Origin of the sequence: Rhizobium sp. N122, assembly GCF_002211295.1 — a bacterium.
Classification (GTDB): Bacteria; Pseudomonadota; Alphaproteobacteria; order Rhizobiales; family Rhizobiaceae; genus Rhizobium.
This window is the reverse complement of the sequence record NZ_LOKU01000002.1, coordinates 88,075-109,703: the sequence shown is the minus strand read 5'-3', so window position 1 is coordinate 109,703 and position 21,629 is coordinate 88,075. Positions and strand designations below refer to the sequence as shown.

Genomic DNA, 21,629 nt, shown 5'->3' with positions numbered 1-21,629 from the left:
TTGTTTCTCCGTCTTAACCCCGGGTTCCCGTCCCTGGAGCGGTCTGTTGATCGGTTATTCCTGGTCGTCCGCGTCGTTCTGGTTGGCGGCCTCAGCTTTCGCCAGCTTGTCGGCGCGCAACGCCTCGCGGATCAGGTCGTCGGTCAGAATGAGCTTCGCATCGCTAAGCGCCGTGAAGGGAATGGTGACCTTTTGCTCTTCCCCGTAAGCGACCTGGTCACGCTCGAGCGTGAAACCATCTACGCCTGCTTCGACGATCTTGCCGCGGAAGCGCTTGCGATTGTCGATCAGGATCGACGTCTCGCATTTCACAAGGTGGCCCTGCCAGCGGACGAAATCGGATTTCCGAACCATCGGACGGTCGATGCCAGGCGAAGACACCTCGAGATGATACTCTTTATCGATCGGATCTTCCACATCGAGGACGGGAGAAATCGCCATCGAGATTTCTTCGCAGTCCTGAACCGTCATCGTCCCGTCGTTGCGCTCGGCCATGACCTGCATTGTCGCGCCGTTCTGGTTCAGCATACGGACGCGGATCAGCCGAAAGCCCAGGCCGACGAGAACGGGCTCGATGATATCGGCAAGACGCTGGTCAAGCCCGGTTTCGGTAATCAGCCGCGGCTCAAGTTCGTTGTCTGCGTTTGTCATGTCCGACAAGCGGTGCGCTCCTCGCAATTTCATGCTGTTTAGGGATCGCGCTAATAAAAAAGAGCGGGTCCTTGCGGCCCACTCTTCATCAAGCGATCAAGAATTTGAGAGGCATATAGTCGGGTTTTTCCGAAATTGCAAGGTCTGCGACCGATTCGGCCAATTCGCTTCCGGCGAGGCGACGAGACCTATGGCCAGCGCTGATCTTGCGCATATATTGCCGTGGGGCGCAACAACAAGAGCGGAGAAATCGTGGCCTATACGTCGTCGACATTGGCGCCTTTGCGGCACGATACCTACCGTGCCATCTGGTTTGCCAGCCTGTCCTCGAATTTCGGCGGCCTGATCCAGGCGGTGGGTGCTGCTTGGATGATGACGACGATCACCGCCTCCGAAGACATGGTCGCGCTGGTGCAGACCTCGACGGCGCTGCCGATCATGCTGTTTTCGCTGATCTCCGGTGCGCTCGCCGACAATTATGATCGCCGCCGGGTCATGCTGACGGCGCAGTGTCTGATGCTGGCGGTCTCGGCGCTGCTGACGGTCACGGCCCTTCTCGGCTGGATCACGCCCTGGCTGCTGCTGTTCTTCACTTTCCTGATCGGCTGCGGCACCGCACTCAACAACCCTTCCTGGCAGGCTTCGGTCGGCGACATGGTGCCGCGCGCCGATCTGCCGGGCGCCGTCACGCTGAACAGCATGGGTTTCAACATCACCCGAAGCGTCGGCCCAGCGATCGGCGGCGTCATCGTCGCGGCAGCCGGCGCGGCCGCGGCCTTCGCGGTGAACACCGTCAGCTACCTCGCGCTGATCTATGCCCTGCTGCGCTGGCGCCCGGGCGCACCGGTCTCGACCCTGCCACGCGAGGCGCTCGGCAGCGCCATCTTCGCCGGGCTGCGGTATGTCTCGATGTCCCCCAATCTCGAAAAGGTCCTGGTCAGGGGGCTGCTCTTCGGCATCGGCGCCAGCTCGATCCTGGCGCTGCTGCCGGTCGTCGCCCTCGATCTCGTCGGCGGCGGCCCGCTGACCTATGGTTTCATGCTCGGCGCCTTCGGCATCGGTGCGATCGGCGGCGCTGTGCTGAATGCGCGGCTGCGTCAGATGCTGTCGAGCGAGGTGATCATCCGCCTGGCCTTTGCAGGCTTTGCGCTCAGCGCCGTCATCGCCGCCTTCAGCCCGAGCGCGGTGCTCACCTCGGCCGGGCTGCTCGTCTCCGGCGCCTGCTGGGTCTCCGCGCTCTCGCTCTTCAACACCATCGTCCAGCTGTCGACGCCGCGCTGGGTGGTGGGTCGCGCGCTGTCGCTCTACCAGACCGTCACCTTCGGCGGCATCGCCGGCGGCAGCTGGCTCTGGGGCGTGGCCGCCGATCGCTACAGCGTCGCCGAGGCGCTGCTGATGTCGTCGGTCGTCACGTTGCTCGGCATCGCGATCGGCCTGCGTTTTTCGATGCCGGCCTTCGCCTCGCTCAATCTCGATCCGCTGAACCGCTTTACCGAGCCGGCGCTCAGCCTCGACATCACCCCGCGCAGCGGCCCGATCGTCATCCAGGTCGATTACGAGATCGCAGATGACGACCTTGCCGAATTCATGCAGCTGATGGGCGAGCGCCGCCGTATCCGCATCCGCGACGGCGCCCGCAACTGGGCGCTGATGCGCGATCTCGAAAATCCCGGGCTGTGGACCGAAACCTATCATACGCCGACCTGGGTCGAATACATCAGACACAACCAGCGGCGCACGCATGCCGATGCCGAAAACATCGACAGACTGCGTGCGCTTCACCGCGGCGAAGGCCTGCCGCATGTCCACCGGATGATCGAGCGTCAGGCCATTCCGCCTGACAACGACGTCTTCCACCAGGCGCCGATCGACCTGCACCATTGAGGACGGCCATGTATCAATTCAGGCTCGCCCGCCAGTCGGATCTCGTCACGATCGTCCGGCTTCTGGCCGACGACGATCTCGGCAACGCCAGGGAGATCGTCTCTGATCCCGTCGATGCGCGTTATCTCTCGGCCTTCGCGGCGATCGAGGCGGATCCCAACCAGCTCTTGGCCGTCGCCATCGACGCTTCCGATCGAGTCGTCGGCTGCCTGCAACTGAGCTTCATCCTCGGCCTGTCGAGGACGGGCATGTGGCGCGGCCAGATCGAAAGCGTGCGTGTTGCGATAGATGTTCGCGGCTCGGGCCTCGGCTCCGCCTTCATCGAATGGGCGATCGGCCAATGCGCCGCGCGCGGCTGCGGCTTGGTTCAGCTGACGTCGGACAAGACGCGGGCGGATGCGATCCGCTTCTACGAGAGGCTCGGTTTCGTGGCGAGCCACGAAGGGCTGAAGCGCACGCTCTGAACAACTACTTTAGCTTGCCCTTCATCGTCGCCTCGGGAAAGCAGGTCGGCGTCATGCCGTTCTTCGCCTGCCATTCACCGATCGAACGCCGGGTCTTGTAACCCGGCAGGCCGTCGGAGCCGCCGACATCGTAGCCCTGCCGCTCCAGCGCCTTCTGCATGGCGGCGACATCGGAGCGCAGCATCTTGCCGACATCGCCCCATCGGCCTTGAAAGGCGCCGCCATTATAGGCGATCCGATCGGCGAGATTGCCGATATAGAGCGCGTAGAGATCGGAATTATTATATTCCTTGATGATATAGAAATTCGGCGTGACGATGAATTCGGGCCCGTCACGGCCGGCCGGCACCAGCATCATGCTTTGCGCTTTCAGCTCGCCGGCGGGAAAGCCCTTGCCGGAGATGCGGTCGATGCCGAGCGAGGCCCAGTGCGACAGCGGCTTTGCCAGATCCGGCCCCTCCTGGGCGCAGGAGACCGCCGCTGGTATCGACACCTCGAAGCCCCAGTCGCGGTCGCGCTGCCAGCCCTTCTTGACCAGGTAGTTGGCGATCGAGGCAAGCGTATCCGGCACCGAAGTCCAGATATTGCGGTGGCCGTCGCCGTCGAAATCGACCGCATATTTCAGATAGCTCGTCGGCATGAATTGCGGCTGGCCGAGCGCGCCGGCCCACGAACCCTTGAACTCGGCGGGCGTCACGTCGCCGCCGTCGAGAATATGCAGCGCCGCCATCAGCTCGGTGCGGAACATTTCCTTGCGCGTCGACATGAAGGCCTTGGTCGCCAGCACCTCGACCGCCGGATTCGGGATCTTCGCCGCGCCGAAGCCGGTCTCCCGGCCCCAGATGGCCAGCACGATCGAGCCCGGCACGCCATAAGTCTTCTCGATCCGCTTCAGCGTCGAGCCATATTGCGCGGCAAAGCCGCGCCCGGTTGCGGCAAGCCTCTTCAGATGGTCCTCGTTGAAATAGGGACCGGGCGAGGAAAACTCCGCCTGCGTCTGCTTCTGCTCCTTCGGTGGCGGGAAACCAGGCGGGGCGAGATCGGGCAGGTTCCAGTTCAGCTCAATGCCGGAGAAGGCCGCCTTGAAGGTCTTCTCGGAAATACCGTTCGCTTTCGCCTCGGGCCAGAGATCCTTCTGCACCCAGGTCTCGAACTGCGCCTCGACGTCGGCTTTCGAAGGGGCTGCATATGAGGGGAGAGGGAGGACGGCGGTCATTATCGCCAATGCGAGTATCCGCAGCCGTCGTGGAACACCCCCCTCTGTCCTGCCGGACATCTCCCCCACAAGGGGGGAGATCGGCTGGGGGCACCCTCTCGTCCGAACCAAACGCTGCAGATCGCCGCCGCCTGGCACGCGGTCAAGATTTCGCGACGCCGGTGAAACTTGCCGATCTCCCCCCCTGTGGGGGTCCGAAGGACGGGTCGAGACCCGCGGCTCGACCCCGGGCCCGGCAGGGCAGAGGGGGGTATCTTTCGACATATACAAATCCCTCATATCACCGTCCGCGCCCGAAGGGCCGCCGCCAGCGTGCCCTCGTCGAGATAATCGAGTTCGCCGCCGACCGGCACGCCATGCGCCAGCCGGGTGATCTTCACCTCAAGCCCCTGCAATTGGTCGGTGATGTAATGCGCCGTCGTCTGTCCCTCGACGGTTGCGTTGACCGCAATGATCAGCTCCCGGATGCCGCCTTCGCCGATCCGGTCGATCAGGCCGCGAATATTCAGATCGTCGGGCCCGATCCCGTCGAGCGGCGACAGCGTGCCGCCGAGCACATGATAGGCGGCGTTCATCGCGCCGGCCCGTTCCAGCGCCCAGAGGTCGGAGACGTCTTCGACGACGATGATGATGGATTGATCGCGCTGCGTGTCGGTGCAGACGGTGCAGGGATCGACGGTATCGACATTGCCGCAGCGCGAGCAGATCTTCACCTTGTCGTAAGCCTCGCCCATCGCATTCGACAGTGGCCCCAGCAACTGGTCCTTCTTCTTGATCAGGTGCAGTGCAGCCCGGCGCGCCGAGCGCGGCCCGAGGCCCGGCACCTTTGCCAGAAGCTGGATGAGTTTTTCGATTTCGGGGCCGGTGACTCGTTTTGCCATGCGCCGTTCTTAACTGATATGCAGTGAAAACGGAATCGCGGAAGGATCGGCCGTCCCATGAAAATCCAGGCGCTGTGCATCGGCAATCCGGAACGGCTGCCGGGCAAGAGCTACAAGACCGGCATCTTCAAACATGCCGTCAATGGCGCGGTGATGATCGATGCCGAAGGGCTGGTCGGCGATGCCATCTGCAACCGCAAACACCATGGCGGCGTCGACCAGGCCGTCTATATCGAGGGATCGCTGACGCTCGACTGGTGGGCGCAGCAACTCGGCCGTCCGTACGAGTCAGGCACCTTCGGCGAAAACATGGTGATCTCAGACCTCGACAATCGCGACGTTTCCGTCGGCGACCGGTTCATCTCTGGCGATCTCGTCCTCGAGGTCAGCGCCTGCCGCATTCCCTGCGCTACCTTCGCCGCCAGGATGGCCGATCCGAAATTCGTCAAACGCTATACCGTGGCCGCTCGTCCCGGCATCTATTGTCGCGTCATCCGCGGCGGCATCGCCGAAGCCGGAATGCCGTTGGAGCATCAGTCCTTTCCTGGCGAAAAAGTCACAATGGCGGAACTGATGGAAACTTTTGGCCGACGGCCTTCGGAGGCGGACCGGGCGCGATATCTCGCCGCTCCTATTCACTACAAGCTACGCGCGATGCTTCACGCGCAACGTTAGGCCGGCTTGCCGGTGCGTCGCGAACGCGATTGTTACATCGTCCATCGCAACAGTGGTGAAAGTAAAGATTGAATCGCCTGCTATCAGAACGGCAGCTTGAAGCCGGGCGGAATCGGCAGGCCGGCGGTCAGTGCCTTGGTCTTTTCGGCGGCGAGCGCCTCGGCCTTGTCCTTGGCGTCCTTGTGGGCGGCGACGATCAGGTCCTCGAGGATCTCGACATCGTCTTCCTTGAACAGCGACGGGTCGATCTTCAGGCTCTTCAGCTCGCCCTTGCCCGAGATGACGGCGGTGACGAGGCCGCCGCCCGCCTTGCCTTCGGCCGTGAGCTCGGCGATCTCCGCCTGCATCTGCTCCATCTTGGCCTGCATTTCCTTGACTTTGCCCATCATGCCCATGATGTCGCGCATCGTCTCGCTCCTTCTTGAAATCAGAATTCTATGTCGTCGCCGGGCAGGATATCACCGTCTTCCGATTCGGCGGCGGCAGGCGGCGTCGCCTCTTCCGCTTCTTCCTCGGGCGTCGGCGCCCTGACGCGCACGTCGATGATCTTGGCGCCCGGAAACTGCGCCAGGATCGCCGCGACATCCGGGTCCTGGCGGGCATCGCTGACGCGCTGTTGCTGTGCCTTGGCTTCCGCCTCCACCATCGTCGGTCCGCCTTCTTCGCGGCTCGTACTGACGATCCAGTGGATGCCCGTCCATTCCTTCAGTTTGACGGCAAGCTCGTTCAGCAGCGTGCCCGGTGCGCCCTCGGTGAGGTTCACATCCAGCCGCCCGGATTCGATGCGAACGGGCCGCACGAAGTTGCGCACCAGTGCCTTCAGCTTGACGTCCCGTTTTTCGGCGGCGAGATCGACGATATCACTGATCGAATTGACCGGGACGAGCGGCTTCGGTGTCTCCGCCGGTTTCGTCTCGATCCGGCCGACTGGCATGGTCTCCGGCTGGCTGCTCGGCACGGCGCGCAGCATCGCCACCGGCGCGGACGCCTGCGGCTTGCCGGGTGCGATGTCCGGCGCGCGTGCCGCGACACTGCTTTGATAGGGAACGCGCGTGCCGCTGCCGCCGCCGTTGCCCGAAGGCGGGGAGGAGGGCCGCGGGCCGGCATTGTCGCCGGAAAATTCGGCGAGCCGCCGCGCTGCATCCTCGGGCGCCGGCAGATGCGCCGCATGCGTGAGCCGGATCAGCACCATTTCGGCCGCACCCGCCGTCCGCGACGAGCCTTCCGTTTCCGGAATGCCCTTCAGCAGCATCTGCCAGATGCGCGACAGCGTCGTCACCGCGACGCCCTTGGCGAATTCCGCCGCCTTGGTGCGCTCGACTTCGCTGAGCGAAGGGTCGTTTGCCGCATCCGGCACATATTTCAGCCGCGTCACCAGATGGGTGAAATCGGCAAGATCGGTCAGCACCACCACCGGATTGGCGCCGGCCTCGTACTGGCTCTGAAATTCGCCGAGGGCTGCGGCCACATCACCCTTGATGACATGCTGGAACAGATCGACGATCCGGGCGCGGTCGGCAAGGCCGAGCATCCCGCGCACGGCTTCCGCCTGCACGGCGCCGGCGCCATGGGCGATCGCCTGGTCGAGCAGCGACAGGCCGTCGCGCGCCGAGCCTTCGGCCGCGCGTGCGATCATTGCCAGCGCATCCGGTTCGGCCTCGATGCCTTCCTTGGCGGCGATCGTCGAAAACAGCCCGACGAGATCCGACGCGCTGATGCGGCGCAGGTCGAAGCGCTGGCAGCGCGACAGCACCGTGATCGGCACCTTGCGGATTTCGGTGGTGGCGAAGATGAATTTCACATGCTCCGGCGGCTCTTCGAGCGTCTTCAACAGACCGTTGAAGGCCTGCGTCGAGAGCATGTGCACTTCGTCGATGATATAGACCTTGTAGCGCGCCGAAACCGGGCGGTAGCGCACCTGCTCGATGATCTCTCTTATATCGTCGATACCGGTATGAGAAGCCGCGTCCATCTCGATCACGTCGACATGCCGGCCTTCCATGATCGCCTGGCAATGCTCGCCGGGGGTGCGAAGGTCGATCGTCGGTTTGTCGATCTCCGACGTCTTGTAGTTCAGCGCCCGCGCCAGGATGCGTGCCGTCGTCGTCTTGCCGACGCCGCGCACGCCGGTCAGCATATAGGCCTGGGCGATGCGGCCGGTTTCGAAGGCATTGGTCAGGGTGCGGACCATCGGCTCCTGGCCGACCATCAGGTCCGTGAAATCCTTGGGGCGGTATTTGCGAGCCAGCACCCGGTATCCGGTGCCCGTCGAGGCGGCATCTTTTGATTGTCGCTCGGTGTCGCTCATCGCCCTGCTTGTCGCCCGGATCGTCGGGCACTTCGTGGAGAGAAGGTGGGAGGCTGGCACGATGACCCGTGCCGGGCTCGTTAGGGCTGCTTCCTTCCGGACCTGACCCGGTTGGCGAGTGGCTCGTCCACCACCAACCTCCCGGATGCACATATCGGCAATATCGTCATCAAAAGCAAGCCAACATGATAAAAAACTGCTAGTCGTTGGAAAAGACAGGAGGAATGCCCTTGAACGGCTTTATGCTCGACCCCCGGCTGGAAAACGACAGCACCAGCGTCATGGTCACCGGCCTCTGTGATGTCAGATTGTCGAGGGATGCCCGCTGGCCCTGGCTCATTCTCGTGCCGCGCCGGGCCGATATCACCGAAATCTTCGAGCTGACGCCGCTCGACCAGGTGCTGCTCGCCTTCGAGACGGACCTCGTCGCCAAAGCGCTCAAAGAGATCACCGGTGCTGCAAAAATCAATGTCGGGGCTCTTGGCAATATCGTCCGCCAGCTTCATGTTCATGTCATTGCCCGCTTCGAAGGCGACGCCAATTGGCCGGGTCCCGTCTGGGGGTTCGGGCGCGCGGAGCCCTACGAGGACGGAAAGAGAGACGAATTCATAGCGAAGCTGCGGGAAGCCCTTTCATCATGAGTCATTCGCTTTTCGATTCGGACGTGCCGCATCCCGAACCCAGCAATCTCACGGCTTTTGCCGCCAATGACCTCAATCGCGATTCCGAGCATCGCGACGAACACTCCGTCGAAAAGGCGCTGGCAAGGGACGGCACGCATATCTTCGCCTTCGCCAGAGACAGGCTGGTGCTGAAGCATGACGGCCAGGTGCTCGATCCGCTCTTTGCCCGCTACGAGCTGCAGGAATTGCAGCCGGATTGGGACGAGACCGTGCTTCTCGGCTACCGCAAATCGGGCGAGCCGCGGCTTGCCGTCCCCGTCGGCATCGACGTCGACGATCTTGCCAGCCATTACAAGCCTGCCGACGGCCGTACTTTGTTTCGCGAAATGCTGATCGACGAGGTGCTGCTCGGCGAATTCGCCCAGGCCGCGAGCCTCATCCGCTGGAATGGCGACAACCGCTTCTGCGGCCGCTGCGGCTCGGCGATGGAGATCCACATCGGCGGCTACAAGCGGGTCTGCGCCGCCTGCGAACACATGATCTTTCCGCGCACCGACCCCGTCGTCATCATGCTGACGATCGACGAGAGCCGCGACCTCTGCCTGCTCGGCCGCAGCCCGCATTTTGCACCTGGCATGTATTCCTGCCTCGCCGGCTTCGTCGAACCCGGCGAGACCATCGAGAACGCCGTGCGCCGCGAAACGCTGGAGGAATCGGGCATCCGCACCGGCCGCATCCGCTACCACGCCTCGCAGCCCTGGCCGATGCCGCATTCGCTGATGATCGGCTGTTACGCCGAGGCGAAATCCACCGACATCAGCCGCGACGAGACCGAACTCGAGGATTGCCGCTGGTTCACCCGCGAGGAAACGATCGAGATGCTGGAACGCCCGAGCGCGACTGGCAAGGCCTCGCCGCCGAAAGGCGCGATCGCCCACCGCCTGATGCGCGACTGGGTGGAGTGGAAGCGCTAACACCATGCCGGTCGCCCGCTCGGAACGGCTGCTGACGCTGCTCCAGACGCTTCGGCGTTACCGGCGCCCGGTGACCGGCACCGTGCTTGCCGAGGAGACCGGCGTCAGCCTGCGTACGCTCTATCGCGACATTGCCAGCCTGCAGGCCCAAGGGGCGATGATCGAAGGCGAAGCCGGGATCGGCTACGTGCTGAAGCCGGGCTTCATGCTGCCACCGATGATGTTCTCCGAGGAGGAACTGGAAGCGCTGGTCCTCGGCTCGCGCTGGGTCGCGCGCGCCGCCGAACCGCGCCTGGCCGGCGCCGGCGCCGATGCGCTGGCCAAGATAGCCGCGGTGCTGCCGGCCGATATGCGGGAGATGATCGATTCGGCGGCCCTTTTCGTCGGCCCCAAGCGCCGGGACGAGGACAAGGCTGACGTTTCGGCGATCCGCCGGGCGATCCGTCTGGAGCGTATTCTCGAACTGCACTATGGCGACGAGCAGGGTCGAATTTCGCGCCGCCGCGTCTGGCCTTTCGCACTCGGCTATTTCGAGCATGTGCGGGTCCTCATGGCCTGGTGCGAGTTGCGCCAGGACTTCCGCCATTTCCGCACCGACCGCATTATCGACATGACGCTGCACGAGGTGCGTTATCCGCGCCGCCGAACGGTTCTCCTCAAGGAATGGCGCGAGCAGGACGTGCCGCTCGAGAATTGAAACGCTGCTGCCATAAACTGTCAGCAGTCGGCGTTATCATCAGTACCAGTCCACTACAGCGCCGCGCGTCTTTGGACGCGCAAAGGACGCTGTAGCATCCAAGGTTCCGCGCATCGTGCCGATGCGCTAGGGAAGGAGTACTGATCATGGCAATGCCTCCCGCCATCCATTTCGCCAACGAGCGTTTTACCGCTGAGACCTTTGCCGATGTGATTTCGGCCGAAACTTTTGCCGACGCCCACCAATCGGCGCGCTCCGGCTTGCTGCGACTGGTCATCGGCTTTCTCCGGAATCCCAGGGGAAGCCGCCCGAAACTCGATCTGGAATCGACACCGGATTCCTTGAAGCGCGACCTCGGCTTCATGGATGGGCGCGGCCCGCGCCGCGAGAATCGTTTTCCAGTCTAAATTCATCACCATTGACATTCCACCCGACGAAAACGGGGTGCCGCAGTTGCTGCGCCTCCACATCCTGCTGCCATCCATTGGCAGCAGCCGGGTCCGTCGTCCCTACCATTCACATCAACGGGAGAGCCGAAAATGACCAGCCCCAACCTGATAATCCTTTACGTCAAGGACCCCGGCGAAAGCGCCAGCTTCTACCGCAACCTCCTGAACCGAGAACCGGCCGTGGAAGCGCCGAATTTCGTTGCCTTTCCACTCGAGGGCGGCTTCACCCTCGGCCTCTGGCGGCGCAGCAAGGTCGAGCCGCAGCCCTCCGCCATCGGCAACCGCGGCGAAGTGGCGTTCATGGTTGCGGGGGAAAATGCCGTCGCCCGGCAGTATGAGGATTGGCGCGGCCGCGGTCTGCCGATCGCCCAGGAACTGACCGAACTGGATTTCGGCCCGACCTTCGTCGTGCTCGACCCGGACGGTCATCGACTGCGCGTCTGTGAGCCGGATAAATAATACTGATGTTGAAGTCTCTCATGCGTGTGCCCGGAATGTGCAGCGCTTCCGGGCACCTGCATAGAACAAAGACCTAAAGCAGGCCTCGCATCGCATGCCCCTTGTAGACGCCGAGGATGCGCACCTTCTCGGAGAAGAACCGCAGCTCCTCCAAGGCCCGGCGCACGTTCGGATCGTTCGGATGGCCTTCGATATCGGCGTAGAACTGTGTCGCCACGAATCGTCCGCCGAGCTGATAGCTTTCGAGCTTCGTCATGTTGATGTTGTTGGTGGCAAAGCCGCCGAGCGCCTTGTAGAGCGCTGCCGGAATGTTGCGGACGTTGAAGACGAAGGTGGTGACGACCTTTTCCTCAGCCGAATTCCGTTGCGCCCATTCTTCGTCGCGCGACAGCACGACGAAGCGGGTGACGTTGTTTTCCGTATCCTCGACGTTTTCGGCGACGATCTCGAGCCCGTAGAGATCGGCGGCAAGGCGCGGCGCGAGCGCAGCCATCGTCCGGTCGCCGGTTTCTTTGACGAGCTTCGCCGCCCCCGCCGTATCGCCGGCGATGACAGGCTTCCAGCCATGGGCGCGGACGATCTTGCGGCACTGGCCGAGCGCGTGGATATGGCTGTGCACCGTGCGGATCTCGTCCTTGGTCACGCCAGGCAGCACCATCAGCTGGAAGCGGATCGGCATGAAATATTCGCCGATGATGTGGAGCCGCGATTCGGGCAGCAGATGGTGGATATCGGCGACACGCCCGGCGATCGTGTTCTCGATCGGGATCATCCCGATATCGGCGTCGCCATTGTCGACCGCCGTGAACGCATCCTCGAAAGTCTGGCAGGGCAGCGGCTCCATGGTCGGAAACATGTCCCGGCTGGCCATGTCGGAATTGGCGCCGAATTCGCCCTGGAAGGCGATCCTGTTGGTCTTGATGTTCATGATAGTTCCGTCAGTTCGACTTAGAGCATGATGCCGAAAAGTGTGAGCGGTTTTCGGACGACATCATGCTCTAACTCTTTAATTGAGAACAGGATTCAGATTTTAGGCCAACCGAGCCTAAAATCATCCTGTTCTGGCGGAGAGGATGCGCCGCGCTATTTCGAGGTCGGCGGGAGTATCGACACCGAGCGGAACCGTGTCAACGATCTCGGCGTCGATGCGCATGCCGGCCTCCAGCGCCCGCAGTTGCTCCAGTGATTCGCGCCTTTCGAGCGTCGAAGGTCCGAGCGAGACAAAGCGTTCCAGCGCCGCGCGCCGATAGGCGTAAAGGCCGATATGGTGGTAGAGCGGACCCTTGCCGTAAGGTGCGGTCGCCCGCGTGAAATAGAGCCCGCGCAGCCGGGTGTCGGAAACCGGCGAACCGACGACCTTGACGATGTGCGGCGCGGTTTTATCCGCTTCATTGTCGATTTCGGTCGTCAGCGTGCCGATATCGACCGCCTCGTTCTCGAGAGGGCGCAAAGCCGCGCGCACGGTTGCCGGATCGATCGTCGGCAGATCGCCCTGGACGTTGACGATGAATTTCGCCTTGCCGGCAGGATCGACTTTCTGCAGCGCCTCGAAGATCCGATCGGAACCCGATTGGTGATCCGAGCTGGTCATGACGACTTCGAAGCCGGCGGCAGAAACCGCATCGAACACCCTGGCGTCGTCGACGGCGACGACGACGCGGCCGATCGCCGCCTCCTTGGCGCGCAGCGCCACCTGAACGATCATCGGCAGCCCGCAAATATCGGCGAGCGGCTTGCCCGGAAGCCGGGTGGAGGCCATCCGCGCCGGGATCAATACGAGCACACCGTCTAAATTTGAATCACTCATGGGTCGGGCCTTCTATTCCGGGCTGAAAAGTGTCAAAAAGTCTCACGCACAAGACCATTTAGACAGTTGCAACGATCAGCCAAAAGACATAGGTTCCGCGCGATTTCAAGATGGTCCGGTTATGGTCTGCCGGCTGCAAGGGGAGCATTGCAGATGAATTCATACGTCAATACGGCCGTGGGGGCGCTGCTCGGAACGATTTTCGTTCTGATGTCGGTCTCTATCGCGTCCGAAGGGATCTTCCATTCCGAAGCACCGGAAAAGGAAGGTTTCGCGATCGTTGCCGAAGAGGCGCCCGCCGCTGGTGGCGAAGCTGCGCCTGCCGCTGCTGCCGTTCCGATCGCGCAATTGCTCGCTTCTGCCGATGCCAAGGCCGGTGAAACGGTCTTCAAGAAGTGTCAGGCCTGTCATGACGGCACCAAAGGGGGACCGAACAAGGTCGGTCCCAACCTCTTTGGTGTCGTAGATCGCCCGATCGCCTCGCATGAGGGCTTTGCCTATTCCGCTGCCATGAAGGATTTCTCCAAGGGCAGCAGCGAAAAGTGGACCTTCGAATTCCTCAACAAGTTCCTGCTGGCGCCGAAGAAGGACGTTCCGGGCACCGCGATGGGCTTTGCCGGTCTGGCGAAGGATCAGGACCGCGCCAACGTCATTCTTTACTTGCACACGCTGGCCGATTCGCCGGTACCGCTGCCGGACCCGAACACCGCGACGCAGTAACGCGGACGCAACAATCGCACCTCGTGAAGAGCCCGGCCCGCGAAGCCGGGCTTTTTGTTGTGCGGAGCGTGTTCAGGCCCCCAGGAAATAGGCCCAGAGCGAGACGGTGATGGCGCCGAGCGCCGTCGTCACGGTGATCGTCGAGGCAGCAATGCTATGGCCGACGCCGAATCGGTTGGCGATCAGCCAGGCATTGACGCCTGTGGGCACCGAGGATGTCAGCACGATCGCCGCCGTCCATGCCGGGCTGAGGCCGAGCAGATGGCTCGCCGCCCAGACGCAGCCGGGCAGCAGCAGCAGCTTCAAGCTCGATGTGACGCTGGCGATACCGAGATTGCCGGAGATGCCGTATTTCTCCAGCGCCATGCCGAGCGAGATCAGCGCCGCCGGGCCGGCAATACCGGCGATCTGCTTGACGACGGTTGCCAGGGTGACCGGCATGGTGAGCCCGGAAAGATGCATGGCCATGCCGGCCGCAAGCCCGATCACCAGCGGATTGCGCACCAGATTGACGGCGATCTGGCGCAGCACCAGCACCATGCTGCGGTCGCTCTTGCCGGCGATCTTGCGCTCGGCATGCTCCATCAGCACCGTGCCGGCGACCATCATCACCGGCAGATGCACGGCAAGCAGGATCGACAGCGCCACCAGTCCTTCGTCGCCGACCGTGCGCTCAACGAGCGGCAGGCCGATGAAGATATTATTGGCGAAAGCCGAGGAAACGCCGGCCAGCACGCCGATCCGCTCGTCGCGGCCGAAGAGGCGTGTGGCGGCGATATGGCCGGTCGCCCAGGTGATCGCAACGCCTGAGAAATAGACGATCCACAGCCGGAAAGGCGAGGCGCCGTGAAAATCCGCCTCGGCGATGGTGCGGAAGAGTAAGAGCGGCACGGCGATCTTGAAAACGAATTCGCTGAGCGCTTCGCCGACATTCGATGCCATCAAGCCGCTGCGGACGATCACCCAGCCGATGAGGATCAGGATGAAAATGGGAAGAACGTCGAGAATGATAGCTGACATGGGGGAGGCTGCTTTGCGCGGGGGATAGACGACTACAGCGCCGCGCCTCTCGTGAGACGCGTAAGGACGCAGCAGCACTTTGAATTCCTTATGCAGTAGCAGCAAACGGCTTGGATTGAAAAGGCAATCGCCGCCGCTCCGGCGGCATTCGGAAAACAAAAAAAGCAGGCACAGCCCGCTTTTCCGCTCCGGCCTTGCCGGATATCCGATCGCAAAGCTGCCAGTTCATCCGTGGTCAGCATCGCGCCGGTAAGATCGAGGGCATCATCCCTCGTGCGCCCGGCTGCAACCGAAAGCTGCTCATGCCGGTCTTCTTGCGACTATTTCTAGATTCGGAAAATGACAGGGGCATGACGAATAGGCGGCAGTTTGCGAAGAAATAGCCGCGCCATCCACCATTTATTCTTCCAAAGCGCGGAAATTTCGCTAAGACCAAACCCCGGCTATCACAAATCCGGGACTCCCCATTTCATGACAAGATTCGATGTTCTGACAGTCGGCAACGCAATCGTGGATATTATTGCCCGTTGCAACGACCAGTTCCTCATTGACAACCAGATCACCAAGGCGGCGATGAACCTCATCGATGCCGAACGGGCCGAACTCTTGTATTCGCGCATGGGGCCAGCGCTCGAAGCCTCCGGCGGCAGCGCCGGCAATACGGCGGCCGGCGTTGCGAACCTCGGCGGCAAGGCTGCCTATTTCGGCAATGTCGCTGCCGATCAGCTCGGCGATATCTTCACCCACGACATCCGCGCCCAGGGCGTCCATTACCAGACGAAGCCCAAAGGCACCTTTCCGCCGACCGCGCGTTCGATGATCTTCGTCACCGAGGACGGCGAGCGCTCGATGAACACCTATCTCGGCGCCTGTGTCGAACTCGGGCCTGAGGACGTCGAGGCCGACGTCGTGGCCGACGCCAAGGTCACCTATTTCGAAGGTTATCTCTGGGATCCGCCGCGCGCCAAGGAAGCGATCCTCGATTGTGCCCGCATCGCCCATGAAAACGGCCGGGAAGTGTCGATGACGCTGTCCGACAGTTTCTGCGTCGGCCGTTATCGCGGCGAATTCCTCGATCTGATGCGCTCCGGCAAGATCGATATCGTCTTCGCCAATCGCCAGGAAGCGCTGTCGCTCTACGAAACCGATGATTTCGAAGAGGCGCTGAACAGGATCGCCGCCGATTGCAAGATCGCCGCGGTGACGATGAGCGAGGATGGCGCCGTCATCCTGAAGGGCCGCGAGCGTTATTACGTCGATGCGATCAGGATCAGGGAAGTCGTCGATACGACGGGTGCCGGCGATCTCTTCGCCTCCGGCTTCCTTTACGGCTATACCCAGGGGCGCTCGCTGGAGGATTGCGGCAAGCTCGGCTGCCTCGCCGCCGGCATCGTCATCCAGCAGATCGGCCCGCGCCCGATGACCTCGCTGTCCGAGGCTGCCAGGCAGGCAGGGCTTATTTAAAGGCTTCGCCGGGATAGGCGCCCCAGATTTCCGACTGCGCTACCCAACCGGAGGCGCCGTCGGTTTCGGCGCGGCACCAGTCGCCGTTGCACTCGCCGATCGTCAGCATCACGCCGGGTTCCAGCTTGGCAACGACCGATGCGGAAGGCTGCGCCTCGCGGCGCAGATTGACGAACACGCCCTTGGCCTTCGTCTTCATCCACGGGGCGGCGATCGCCGCGCGCTGGCCTGACAGCAGCGATTGGTTGACCCAGCCTTCGGTGCCGTCGGCATCGCGGATGCGGCGCCAGTTGTCGTATTCCTGGATGATCTCCACCGGCAGGCCGGATTTCAAGTACATCCACGAAACGGCATAATCCGTTCCCGGGCCGATGCGCAGGTTGACGCGCTTGGATTTCAGCGTGACGAAACGCGGCAATGGCAGCCCGCTTGGCCCCTTGGCGGCCTGCGCATGGGCGAATTCGACAGTTCCCATGGATGTGGCCAGAGCGATGGCAAGGGCAAGGCAGGACTTCAGGACTTTGCTGCGCATGGAAGTTTCCGTTTGCTCGAATTCGCGGGCAGGCCCGGCCTGCTCGCGGTCCGGGCTCTGACATTCCCACGGCTGCACCGCGAGTTTTGTTTGTCTTCGCGTGCGGGTCTGGTAGAAAATGCCCGGATGGGAAAATTATCACCCCTCTTGGTTAAAGACCTCTGAACAAGGCACCACAGCCAGCCATGACAGCGAAGAAAAAACCGAAGGTCTACATCACCCGCAAGCTGCCTGATGCCGTCGAAACCCGCATGCGCGAGCTCTTCGACGCCGAGCTGAACATCGACGACGCGCCGCGTTCGGTTCCCGAGCTCGTCGCCGCCGTCAAGACCGCCGACGTGCTGGTGCCGACCGTCACCGATCGCATCGACGCGGCGCTGATCGATCAAGCCGGGCCGCAGATGAAGTTGATTGCGAGCTTTTCCAACGGCACCGACCATATCGACGTCGAGGCGGCGGCGCGCAAGGGCATTACCGTCACCAACACGCCGAACGTCCTGACCGAGGATACCGCCGATATGACCATGGCGCTTATCCTCGCGGTTCCGAGAAGGCTCGGCGAAGGCGCGCGCGTGCTGACCGACAAGCCGGGCGAATGGGCGGGCTGGTCTCCCACCTGGATGCTCGGCCGGCGCATTCACGGCAAGCGCATCGGCATCGTCGGCATGGGCCGCATCGGCACGGCGGTCGCCCGCCGCGCCAAGGCTTTCGGCCTGTCGATCCACTACCACAACCGCAAGCGCGTCAATCCGGCCGTCGAGGATGAACTGGAGGCGACCTATTGGGAAAGCCTCGACCAGATGCTCGCCCGCGTCGACATCGTCTCGGTCAATTGTCCGTCGACGCCGGCGACCTTCCACCTGATCTCGGCGCGCCGGCTGGCGCTGCTGCAGCCGACCGCCTATCTCGTCAACACCGCGCGAGGCGATGTGGTCGATGAAGCGGCGCTGATCAAATCTCTCAGGGAGGGCCGGATCGCCGGCGCCGGCCTCGACGTCTTCGAAAACGAGCCTGCCGTCAATCCGAAGCTCGTCAAGCTCGCCAATGAGGGCAAGGTCGTGCTGCTGCCGCATATGAGTTCGGCGACGATCGAAGGCCGCATCGATATGGGCGACAAGGTCATCATCAATATCCGCACCTTCATCGACGGCCACAGGCCGCCGAACCGGGTGCTGCCCGGCCGTTGAAGCAGGCTAAGCTGGATTCAGGTGAGGCGGATCGGAGGCGCAAGGCTCTTGCGCATCTCGACGAATGTCGTTCTGGCAAAGCCGGGATGCGCCTTTTCGGCGGTTCTCAAAAATCCCCAGGCGGTAAAGACGGCGTGATTGTCGGTGAGTTCGATGCGCGTTTCCAGCCGCAAAGCGGGAAGACCGAGCTTTGCGGCCGTCTGTTCGGCAATCGTCAACAGCCGCCTGCCGAGGCCCTTGCCCTGCAGCCCGGGCAGAACGGCGAGCTTGCCGACATAGAGACAGTCGGCCTCCGGCCGCAGGAATAGGCAGCCGATCAGCTTTTCGCCGTCGATGGCGACATGGCCGATCTCGGCCCTGGCCTTTTCGGCCAGCGACTCCGCCGTCAGCGCGAGCGCCGAGGACGGCGGATCGATCCTGCCGTTCATCGAGGCGAAGGAGGCGAGGATGAGCGCGAGCAGTTCATCCCAGCGCGTGAAATTATGATCAAGAGGAATAATCGTCATCCGGCCTGTCTTTGTGTGGTGTGGCGTCTTTTGTAGCGGACAGTGTCGAACCGGGCCTTGAGCGCGTCATAGAGCAGCAGCCGTCCGATCAGCGGTTCGCCGCTGCCGGTGACGAGCTTGATCGCCTCCATCGCCATCATCGTACCGATGACGCCGGTCAACGCGCCGATGATGCCGGCCTCGGCGCAAGATGGAATCAGCCCCGCCGGCGGCGCTTCCGGAAACAGATCGCGATAACAAGGGTTGGGCGTCCCGTCCTCGGCGCTCTCATAGGGCTTGAGAACCGTTACCGAGCCGTCGAAACGCCCGACCGCGCCGCTGACGAGCGGAATGCGTGCTTCCTCGGCCGCATCGGCGGCGGCGTAACGTGTGTCGAAATTGTCGGAGCCGTCGATCAGCAGATCGAAGCCGGACAGTTGCCGGGAGGCGGTCTCCGGAGAAAAGCGCTCCTCGAAGCGGATCAGCCGGACATGCGGATTGAGCCTGGCGATGGCGACGGCAGCACTTTCCGTCTTCAATTCGCCGATCGTACCGGAATCATGGATCACCTGGCGCTGCAGGTTCGACAGCGACACCCGGTCGTCGTCGACGATACCGAGCGTGCCGATCCCGGCTGCGGCCAGATATTGCAGCACCGGCGCACCGAGGCCGCCTGCGCCGATCACCAGCACACGGGCGGCTTTCAGCCTCTGCTGGCCGGCGCCGCCGATCTCGGGAAGCAGGATGTGGCGGTGATAGCGGGCGATTTCATCAGGACTGAGCGGTTCCATGGCGCCGATATTATCATGGCGCCCGCCGCCGGGAAAAGTCGCCTCGCTCATTCGAACACCCTTCCTTCGGCAACCGTGAAGAACTGCGCCCTGTCGCCGAGCGCCGAAAACATTGCGCGATCGGTGCCGGTCATGAAGGCCTGGCCGCCGAGCCCGTCGATGAGGTCGAACAGCGCGGCGCGGCGGCCCTCGTCGAGATGGGCGGCGATCTCGTCAAGCAGCAGGATCGGCGCATGGCCGGTGAGATTGCCGACGAGTCGCGCATGCGCGAGCACCATGCCGACAAGCAGTGCTTTCTGCTCGCCGGTGGAACAGCGTTCCGCCTCCATCGCCTTTTCCCGGTGATGCACGATGAGATCGGCCCGGTGCGGCCCCTCCAGCGTCCGCCCGGCGCCGGCGTCGCGGTAACGGCTCTCTGAAAGCATGGCCGCATAGTCGTCCTCGAGGTCGACCGAGGGGCGCGAAAACTGGCCATCCATAAAGCCCGAAAGCTGCAGCGATGCCGAAGGGAAGGGCGACGTATCGCGCGTCTCCTCGATCAGCCGGGTCAGCAGGCCGAGCATCTCCTGGCGGGCGAGCGCCATGGCGATGCCGAGGCTCGCCATCTGTTCCTCGATGCCGGCAAGCCAGGAGGGGTCGAAGCGGCCTTCATCCAGCAATTTGTTGCGGCTGCGCATGGCGCGCTCGAAATCGCTGGCGCGGCGGCCATGGGCGGGATCAAGCGACAGCACCAGCCGGTCGAGAAAGCGGCGCCGGTCGGAGGAGGCGCCGGTAAACAGGCCGTCCATCGCCGGTGTGAGCCAGAGAAGCCGCAGATGGTCGGTCAGTTCGTCGGCGGTCTTGGCCGCAGTACCGTTGATCCGCAGCCTGCGGATGGTGGTTTCTTCGCCGGTTTCGACGCCGGTGCCGATTTCGACTTCGCCTTCCATGCCGTCGAGCGCGGCGAAGATCGAGAAACCGCCGGCCGCGCCGACACGGGTAATGTCGCCATAGGCGGCCCGGCGCAGGCCGCGGCCCGGCGACAGCAGCGAAACCGCTTCCATTAGATTGGTCTTGCCGGCGCCGTTGTCTCCCGTCAGCACGGCGTGCCGACCGTCAAGGGCAAAGGCCGCCGCCGCATAATTGCGGAAGTCTGTCAGCTTCAGACGGGAAAGAGCAACCTTGTGCGGCATCGAATGTCCGGAATCGTGAAGCGTGACAGCTAAGCCTAAGCGGCGTTGATGGCAAGGCTCGCGGCTCTGCTCGGTGATCGCCGGCGCCACTGGCCGGCCGGGACCTGCTTCGGATGCGATGGCGCGTGGGACCGAATTCTCGTTAAAAATACAACCTGAAGACGGATGCTCCGACGTCGCCGGGGCGCGGTGGCCGCCCGTCTTTTTCAATGCCCGCTAGCCCCGGATATGCGAGGTTTTGCCACAATTGCTCCCGCGGCTGACGTAACGTAAGGCCCAAAAAAAGCTGGTTGAATTTTGCAACTGTAGGGTTGAGTTATCCTGTGAAAACGATATGGTAAACGAAGTGTTTATGTATCAGAGAGTGAAGAAGTGCCAGATCCGGTTGATATTATCGTTGGTCGCAACGTAAGACAGTTTCGCGCCCTTCGCCGTGTGTCGCAGCTCGAGCTTGGCGAAGCACTCGGACTGACTTTCCAGCAGATCCAGAAATACGAAAAAGGGACGAACCGCGTTTCCGCCAGCAAGCTGCATCAGATCGCGATGTTTCTCGATGTCGAGATCTCCGCTCTGTTCGAGGGAGCCGGCATGTCGCAATTCGGCGGCCGTATCGAACTCAGCCCCGACGCCTATGCGCTTGCACTGACCTATGACAGGCTGAACTCGTCGGCCGGCAAGGAAGCGGTCAAGACCATCCTGACGATCATGAGTGGGGAAACGGTCGAAAGCGCGGCCTGATCTCGCCGGAGCCCGATCAGGCGCCCGTTCAAGCTCTGCAGCATGTCACGGTCAGCGCCAGTGTTTAGTGGATCTCGCATTCATGCAGCGCCATCAGCAGGTCGTCCTGGGTCTGGTGGCCGGCATGATAAAGGTCGATGGCGATACTGGCGATGGAAAGCCCCTGCTGGCTGCGAAGCTTGATGTTGCGCTCGGCGCACCATGTGTAGATGGCGCCGGCGAGAACGTCGACGTCTTCGGACTGGGAGGTAAAGGCTGGCGCCATGGCAGATACCCTTGATTTGGTTGTTCCCGCGCGTCTGAAGGACGCTGTCTCATTGTGAGTCCGCGCAAAATCCTTTCCTGATATCGATTCCGATTTTCAAGGTTATGCGCTGAAGGCAGAGACTGAATTCATTTGGAAAACTTGCAAGCGGCATCATTCGGCTGCGT

At 62.6% G+C, this 21,629-nt stretch carries 25 protein-coding genes and 1 other RNA gene; 12 read left to right on the top strand and 14 right to left on the bottom strand.

Going from position 1 to position 21,629, the window contains the following annotated elements; genetic code table 11:
* Positions 1-54: 54 nt before the first annotated feature.
* A complete protein-coding gene (gene rimP, locus ATY75_RS02385; protein ID WP_064835680.1) occupies positions 55-660 on the bottom strand; it encodes a ribosome maturation factor RimP in 606 nt (201 codons plus the stop codon).
* 243 nt (positions 661-903) lie between these two features.
* On the opposite strand from rimP, the gene ATY75_RS02380 reads away from it, so the two are divergent.
* Together ATY75_RS02380 and ATY75_RS02375 are read left to right on the top strand one after the other, a co-directional pair.
* Complete coding sequence (locus tag ATY75_RS02380) at positions 904-2,535, top strand: MFS transporter (protein ID WP_088936325.1); 1,632 nt, start codon at positions 904-906, stop codon at positions 2,533-2,535.
* Between the two features lie 8 nt (positions 2,536-2,543).
* Positions 2,544-2,999 carry a GNAT family N-acetyltransferase gene (locus tag ATY75_RS02375; protein WP_088936324.1) on the top strand — a complete coding sequence of 152 codons (456 nt, stop codon included), beginning with the start codon at positions 2,544-2,546 and terminating at the stop codon, positions 2,997-2,999.
* A gap of 4 nt (positions 3,000-3,003) precedes the next feature.
* Here the strand turns inward: ATY75_RS02375 and ATY75_RS02370 are convergent, their stop codons facing one another.
* Positions 3,004-4,275 carry a lytic murein transglycosylase gene (locus ATY75_RS02370; protein WP_088936323.1) on the bottom strand — a complete coding sequence of 424 codons (1,272 nt, stop codon included), beginning with the start codon at positions 4,273-4,275 and terminating at the stop codon, positions 3,004-3,006.
* A gap of 215 nt (positions 4,276-4,490) precedes the next feature.
* The gene (gene recR / locus ATY75_RS02360; RefSeq protein ID WP_003589338.1) at positions 4,491-5,096 is read right to left on the bottom strand and encodes a recombination mediator RecR; all 606 of its coding nucleotides are present in this window, start codon (positions 5,094-5,096) and stop codon (positions 4,491-4,493) included.
* Between the two features lie 57 nt (positions 5,097-5,153).
* On the opposite strand from recR, the gene ATY75_RS02355 reads away from it, so the two are divergent.
* Entirely contained in the window at positions 5,154-5,771 is a 618-nt protein-coding gene (locus ATY75_RS02355) for an MOSC domain-containing protein (RefSeq protein ID WP_088936322.1), read from the top strand.
* Between the two features lie 83 nt (positions 5,772-5,854).
* On the opposite strand, the gene ATY75_RS02350 is transcribed toward ATY75_RS02355, so the two are convergent.
* From ATY75_RS02350 to ffs, 3 genes are all read right to left on the bottom strand, one after another.
* A complete protein-coding gene (locus tag ATY75_RS02350) occupies positions 5,855-6,178 on the bottom strand; it encodes a YbaB/EbfC family nucleoid-associated protein (RefSeq protein ID WP_064693315.1) in 324 nt (107 codons plus the stop codon).
* Between the two features lie 20 nt (positions 6,179-6,198).
* Complete coding sequence (locus ATY75_RS02345) at positions 6,199-8,079, bottom strand: DNA polymerase III subunit gamma/tau (RefSeq protein WP_088936321.1); 1,881 nt, start codon at positions 8,077-8,079, stop codon at positions 6,199-6,201.
* A 45-nt stretch (positions 8,080-8,124) separates the two neighbouring features.
* Positions 8,125-8,221: signal recognition particle sRNA small type (gene ffs, locus ATY75_RS02340), an RNA gene on the bottom strand.
* Positions 8,222-8,309: 88 nt separating this feature from the next.
* On the opposite strand from ffs, the gene ATY75_RS02335 reads away from it, so the two are divergent.
* The 5 genes from ATY75_RS02335 to ATY75_RS02315 all read left to right on the top strand — a co-directional run bounded on the left by ATY75_RS02335 (position 8,310) and on the right by ATY75_RS02315 (position 11,281).
* Positions 8,310-8,720 (top strand): HIT family protein, encoded by a 411-nt coding sequence (locus ATY75_RS02335; RefSeq protein ID WP_088936396.1) that lies wholly within the window; start codon positions 8,310-8,312, stop codon positions 8,718-8,720.
* Complete coding sequence (gene nudC, locus ATY75_RS02330; protein WP_064826674.1) at positions 8,717-9,676, top strand: NAD(+) diphosphatase; 960 nt, start codon at positions 8,717-8,719, stop codon at positions 9,674-9,676. Before ATY75_RS02335 ends, nudC begins: the two co-directional genes overlap by 4 nt.
* A 4-nt stretch (positions 9,677-9,680) precedes the next feature.
* Positions 9,681-10,373, top strand: coding sequence for a YafY family protein (locus tag ATY75_RS02325; RefSeq protein ID WP_088936320.1), 693 nt, complete (start codon positions 9,681-9,683; stop codon positions 10,371-10,373).
* 146 nt (positions 10,374-10,519) lie between these two features.
* Positions 10,520-10,780 carry a hypothetical protein gene (locus tag ATY75_RS02320; protein ID WP_064835696.1) on the top strand — a complete coding sequence of 87 codons (261 nt, stop codon included), beginning with the start codon at positions 10,520-10,522 and terminating at the stop codon, positions 10,778-10,780.
* 132 nt (positions 10,781-10,912) lie between these two features.
* Positions 10,913-11,281 carry a VOC family protein gene (locus ATY75_RS02315; RefSeq protein ID WP_088936319.1) on the top strand — a complete coding sequence of 123 codons (369 nt, stop codon included), beginning with the start codon at positions 10,913-10,915 and terminating at the stop codon, positions 11,279-11,281.
* 73 nt (positions 11,282-11,354) lie between these two features.
* Here the strand turns inward: ATY75_RS02315 and ATY75_RS02310 are convergent, their stop codons facing one another.
* Together ATY75_RS02310 and ATY75_RS02305 are read right to left on the bottom strand one after the other, a co-directional pair.
* Positions 11,355-12,209, bottom strand: coding sequence for a prephenate dehydratase (locus tag ATY75_RS02310; protein ID WP_088936318.1), 855 nt, complete (start codon positions 12,207-12,209; stop codon positions 11,355-11,357).
* Between the two features lie 123 nt (positions 12,210-12,332).
* Entirely contained in the window at positions 12,333-13,088 is a 756-nt protein-coding gene (locus ATY75_RS02305; RefSeq protein WP_064835702.1) for a 3-deoxy-manno-octulosonate cytidylyltransferase, read from the bottom strand.
* 153 nt (positions 13,089-13,241) lie between these two features.
* Here ATY75_RS02305 and ATY75_RS02300 point away from each other — a divergent pair, with 153 nt between their 5' ends.
* On the top strand, positions 13,242-13,808 hold the full coding sequence (locus ATY75_RS02300) for a cytochrome c family protein (RefSeq protein WP_064835704.1): 567 nt from the start codon (positions 13,242-13,244) through the stop codon (positions 13,806-13,808).
* A gap of 72 nt (positions 13,809-13,880) precedes the next feature.
* Here the strand turns inward: ATY75_RS02300 and ATY75_RS02295 are convergent, their stop codons facing one another.
* The gene (locus tag ATY75_RS02295) at positions 13,881-14,828 is read right to left on the bottom strand and encodes an AEC family transporter (RefSeq protein WP_088936395.1); all 948 of its coding nucleotides are present in this window, start codon (positions 14,826-14,828) and stop codon (positions 13,881-13,883) included.
* Between the two features lie 471 nt (positions 14,829-15,299).
* Between ATY75_RS02295 and ATY75_RS02290 the strand changes: the two genes are divergently transcribed.
* Positions 15,300-16,292, top strand: a complete 993-nt coding sequence (locus ATY75_RS02290) for an adenosine kinase (protein WP_088936317.1) — start codon at positions 15,300-15,302, stop codon at positions 16,290-16,292.
* Here ATY75_RS02290 and ATY75_RS02285 read toward each other — a convergent pair.
* Complete coding sequence (locus tag ATY75_RS02285; RefSeq protein ID WP_088936316.1) at positions 16,285-16,824, bottom strand: SH3 domain-containing protein; 540 nt, start codon at positions 16,822-16,824, stop codon at positions 16,285-16,287. The two genes, ATY75_RS02290 and ATY75_RS02285, sit on opposite strands and share 8 nt — an antisense overlap.
* A gap of 185 nt (positions 16,825-17,009) precedes the next feature.
* Here ATY75_RS02285 and ATY75_RS02280 point away from each other — a divergent pair, with 185 nt between their 5' ends.
* Positions 17,010-18,011: a D-glycerate dehydrogenase gene (locus tag ATY75_RS02280; RefSeq protein WP_064835708.1), complete on the top strand. Its 1,002-nt coding sequence runs from the start codon at positions 17,010-17,012 to the stop codon at positions 18,009-18,011.
* Positions 18,012-18,028: 17 nt separating this feature from the next.
* On the opposite strand, the gene ATY75_RS02275 is transcribed toward ATY75_RS02280, so the two are convergent.
* The 3 genes from ATY75_RS02275 to recF are packed head-to-tail and all read right to left on the bottom strand — an operon-like array spanning position 18,029 to position 20,459.
* Positions 18,029-18,517: a GNAT family N-acetyltransferase gene (locus tag ATY75_RS02275; protein WP_088936315.1), complete on the bottom strand. Its 489-nt coding sequence runs from the start codon at positions 18,515-18,517 to the stop codon at positions 18,029-18,031.
* A complete protein-coding gene (locus tag ATY75_RS02270; RefSeq protein ID WP_088936314.1) occupies positions 18,514-19,338 on the bottom strand; it encodes a molybdopterin-synthase adenylyltransferase MoeB in 825 nt (274 codons plus the stop codon). Before ATY75_RS02270 ends, ATY75_RS02275 begins: the two co-directional genes overlap by 4 nt.
* The gene (gene recF, locus ATY75_RS02265) at positions 19,335-20,459 is read right to left on the bottom strand and encodes a DNA replication/repair protein RecF (protein WP_088936313.1); all 1,125 of its coding nucleotides are present in this window, start codon (positions 20,457-20,459) and stop codon (positions 19,335-19,337) included. Before recF ends, ATY75_RS02270 begins: the two co-directional genes overlap by 4 nt.
* Positions 20,460-20,831: 372 nt before the next feature.
* Between recF and ATY75_RS02260 the strand changes: the two genes are divergently transcribed.
* The gene (locus ATY75_RS02260) at positions 20,832-21,197 is read left to right on the top strand and encodes a helix-turn-helix transcriptional regulator (protein WP_064835716.1); all 366 of its coding nucleotides are present in this window, start codon (positions 20,832-20,834) and stop codon (positions 21,195-21,197) included.
* Between the two features lie 64 nt (positions 21,198-21,261).
* On the opposite strand, the gene ATY75_RS02255 is transcribed toward ATY75_RS02260, so the two are convergent.
* The gene (locus tag ATY75_RS02255; protein WP_049731246.1) at positions 21,262-21,462 is read right to left on the bottom strand and encodes a hypothetical protein; all 201 of its coding nucleotides are present in this window, start codon (positions 21,460-21,462) and stop codon (positions 21,262-21,264) included.
* Positions 21,463-21,629: the final 167 nt, after the last annotated feature.

What these genes read in the sequence shown, in the direction of transcription:
- ATY75_RS02305 (WP_064835702.1), bottom strand. Translation starts at nt 13,088, where the DNA reads ATGAGTGATTCAAATTTAGACGGTGTGCTCGTATTGATCCCGGCGCGG.
- ATY75_RS02315 (WP_088936319.1), top strand. Translation starts at nt 10,913, where the DNA reads ATGACCAGCCCCAACCTGATAATCCTTTACGTCAAGGACCCCGGCGAA.
- ATY75_RS02310 (WP_088936318.1), bottom strand. Translation starts at nt 12,209, where the DNA reads ATGAACATCAAGACCAACAGGATCGCCTTCCAGGGCGAATTCGGCGCC.
- ATY75_RS02375 (WP_088936324.1), top strand. Translation starts at nt 2,544, where the DNA reads ATGTATCAATTCAGGCTCGCCCGCCAGTCGGATCTCGTCACGATCGTC.
- ATY75_RS02295 (WP_088936395.1), bottom strand. Translation starts at nt 14,828, where the DNA reads ATGTCAGCTATCATTCTCGACGTTCTTCCCATTTTCATCCTGATCCTC.
- nudC (WP_064826674.1), top strand. Translation starts at nt 8,717, where the DNA reads ATGAGTCATTCGCTTTTCGATTCGGACGTGCCGCATCCCGAACCCAGC.
- recF (WP_088936313.1), bottom strand. Translation starts at nt 20,459, where the DNA reads ATGCCGCACAAGGTTGCTCTTTCCCGTCTGAAGCTGACAGACTTCCGC.
- ATY75_RS02320 (WP_064835696.1), top strand. Translation starts at nt 10,520, where the DNA reads ATGGCAATGCCTCCCGCCATCCATTTCGCCAACGAGCGTTTTACCGCT.
- ATY75_RS02290 (WP_088936317.1), top strand. Translation starts at nt 15,300, where the DNA reads ATGACAAGATTCGATGTTCTGACAGTCGGCAACGCAATCGTGGATATT.
- ATY75_RS02285 (WP_088936316.1), bottom strand. Translation starts at nt 16,824, where the DNA reads ATGCGCAGCAAAGTCCTGAAGTCCTGCCTTGCCCTTGCCATCGCTCTG.
- ATY75_RS02355 (WP_088936322.1), top strand. Translation starts at nt 5,154, where the DNA reads ATGAAAATCCAGGCGCTGTGCATCGGCAATCCGGAACGGCTGCCGGGC.
- ATY75_RS02280 (WP_064835708.1), top strand. Translation starts at nt 17,010, where the DNA reads ATGACAGCGAAGAAAAAACCGAAGGTCTACATCACCCGCAAGCTGCCT.
- ATY75_RS02370 (WP_088936323.1), bottom strand. Translation starts at nt 4,275, where the DNA reads ATGTCCGGCAGGACAGAGGGGGGTGTTCCACGACGGCTGCGGATACTC.
- ATY75_RS02255 (WP_049731246.1), bottom strand. Translation starts at nt 21,462, where the DNA reads ATGGCGCCAGCCTTTACCTCCCAGTCCGAAGACGTCGACGTTCTCGCC.
- ATY75_RS02345 (WP_088936321.1), bottom strand. Translation starts at nt 8,079, where the DNA reads ATGAGCGACACCGAGCGACAATCAAAAGATGCCGCCTCGACGGGCACC.
- ATY75_RS02275 (WP_088936315.1), bottom strand. Translation starts at nt 18,517, where the DNA reads ATGACGATTATTCCTCTTGATCATAATTTCACGCGCTGGGATGAACTG.
- ATY75_RS02325 (WP_088936320.1), top strand. Translation starts at nt 9,681, where the DNA reads ATGCCGGTCGCCCGCTCGGAACGGCTGCTGACGCTGCTCCAGACGCTT.
- ATY75_RS02300 (WP_064835704.1), top strand. Translation starts at nt 13,242, where the DNA reads ATGAATTCATACGTCAATACGGCCGTGGGGGCGCTGCTCGGAACGATT.
- recR (WP_003589338.1), bottom strand. Translation starts at nt 5,096, where the DNA reads ATGGCAAAACGAGTCACCGGCCCCGAAATCGAAAAACTCATCCAGCTT.
- ATY75_RS02270 (WP_088936314.1), bottom strand. Translation starts at nt 19,338, where the DNA reads ATGAGCGAGGCGACTTTTCCCGGCGGCGGGCGCCATGATAATATCGGC.
- ATY75_RS02350 (WP_064693315.1), bottom strand. Translation starts at nt 6,178, where the DNA reads ATGCGCGACATCATGGGCATGATGGGCAAAGTCAAGGAAATGCAGGCC.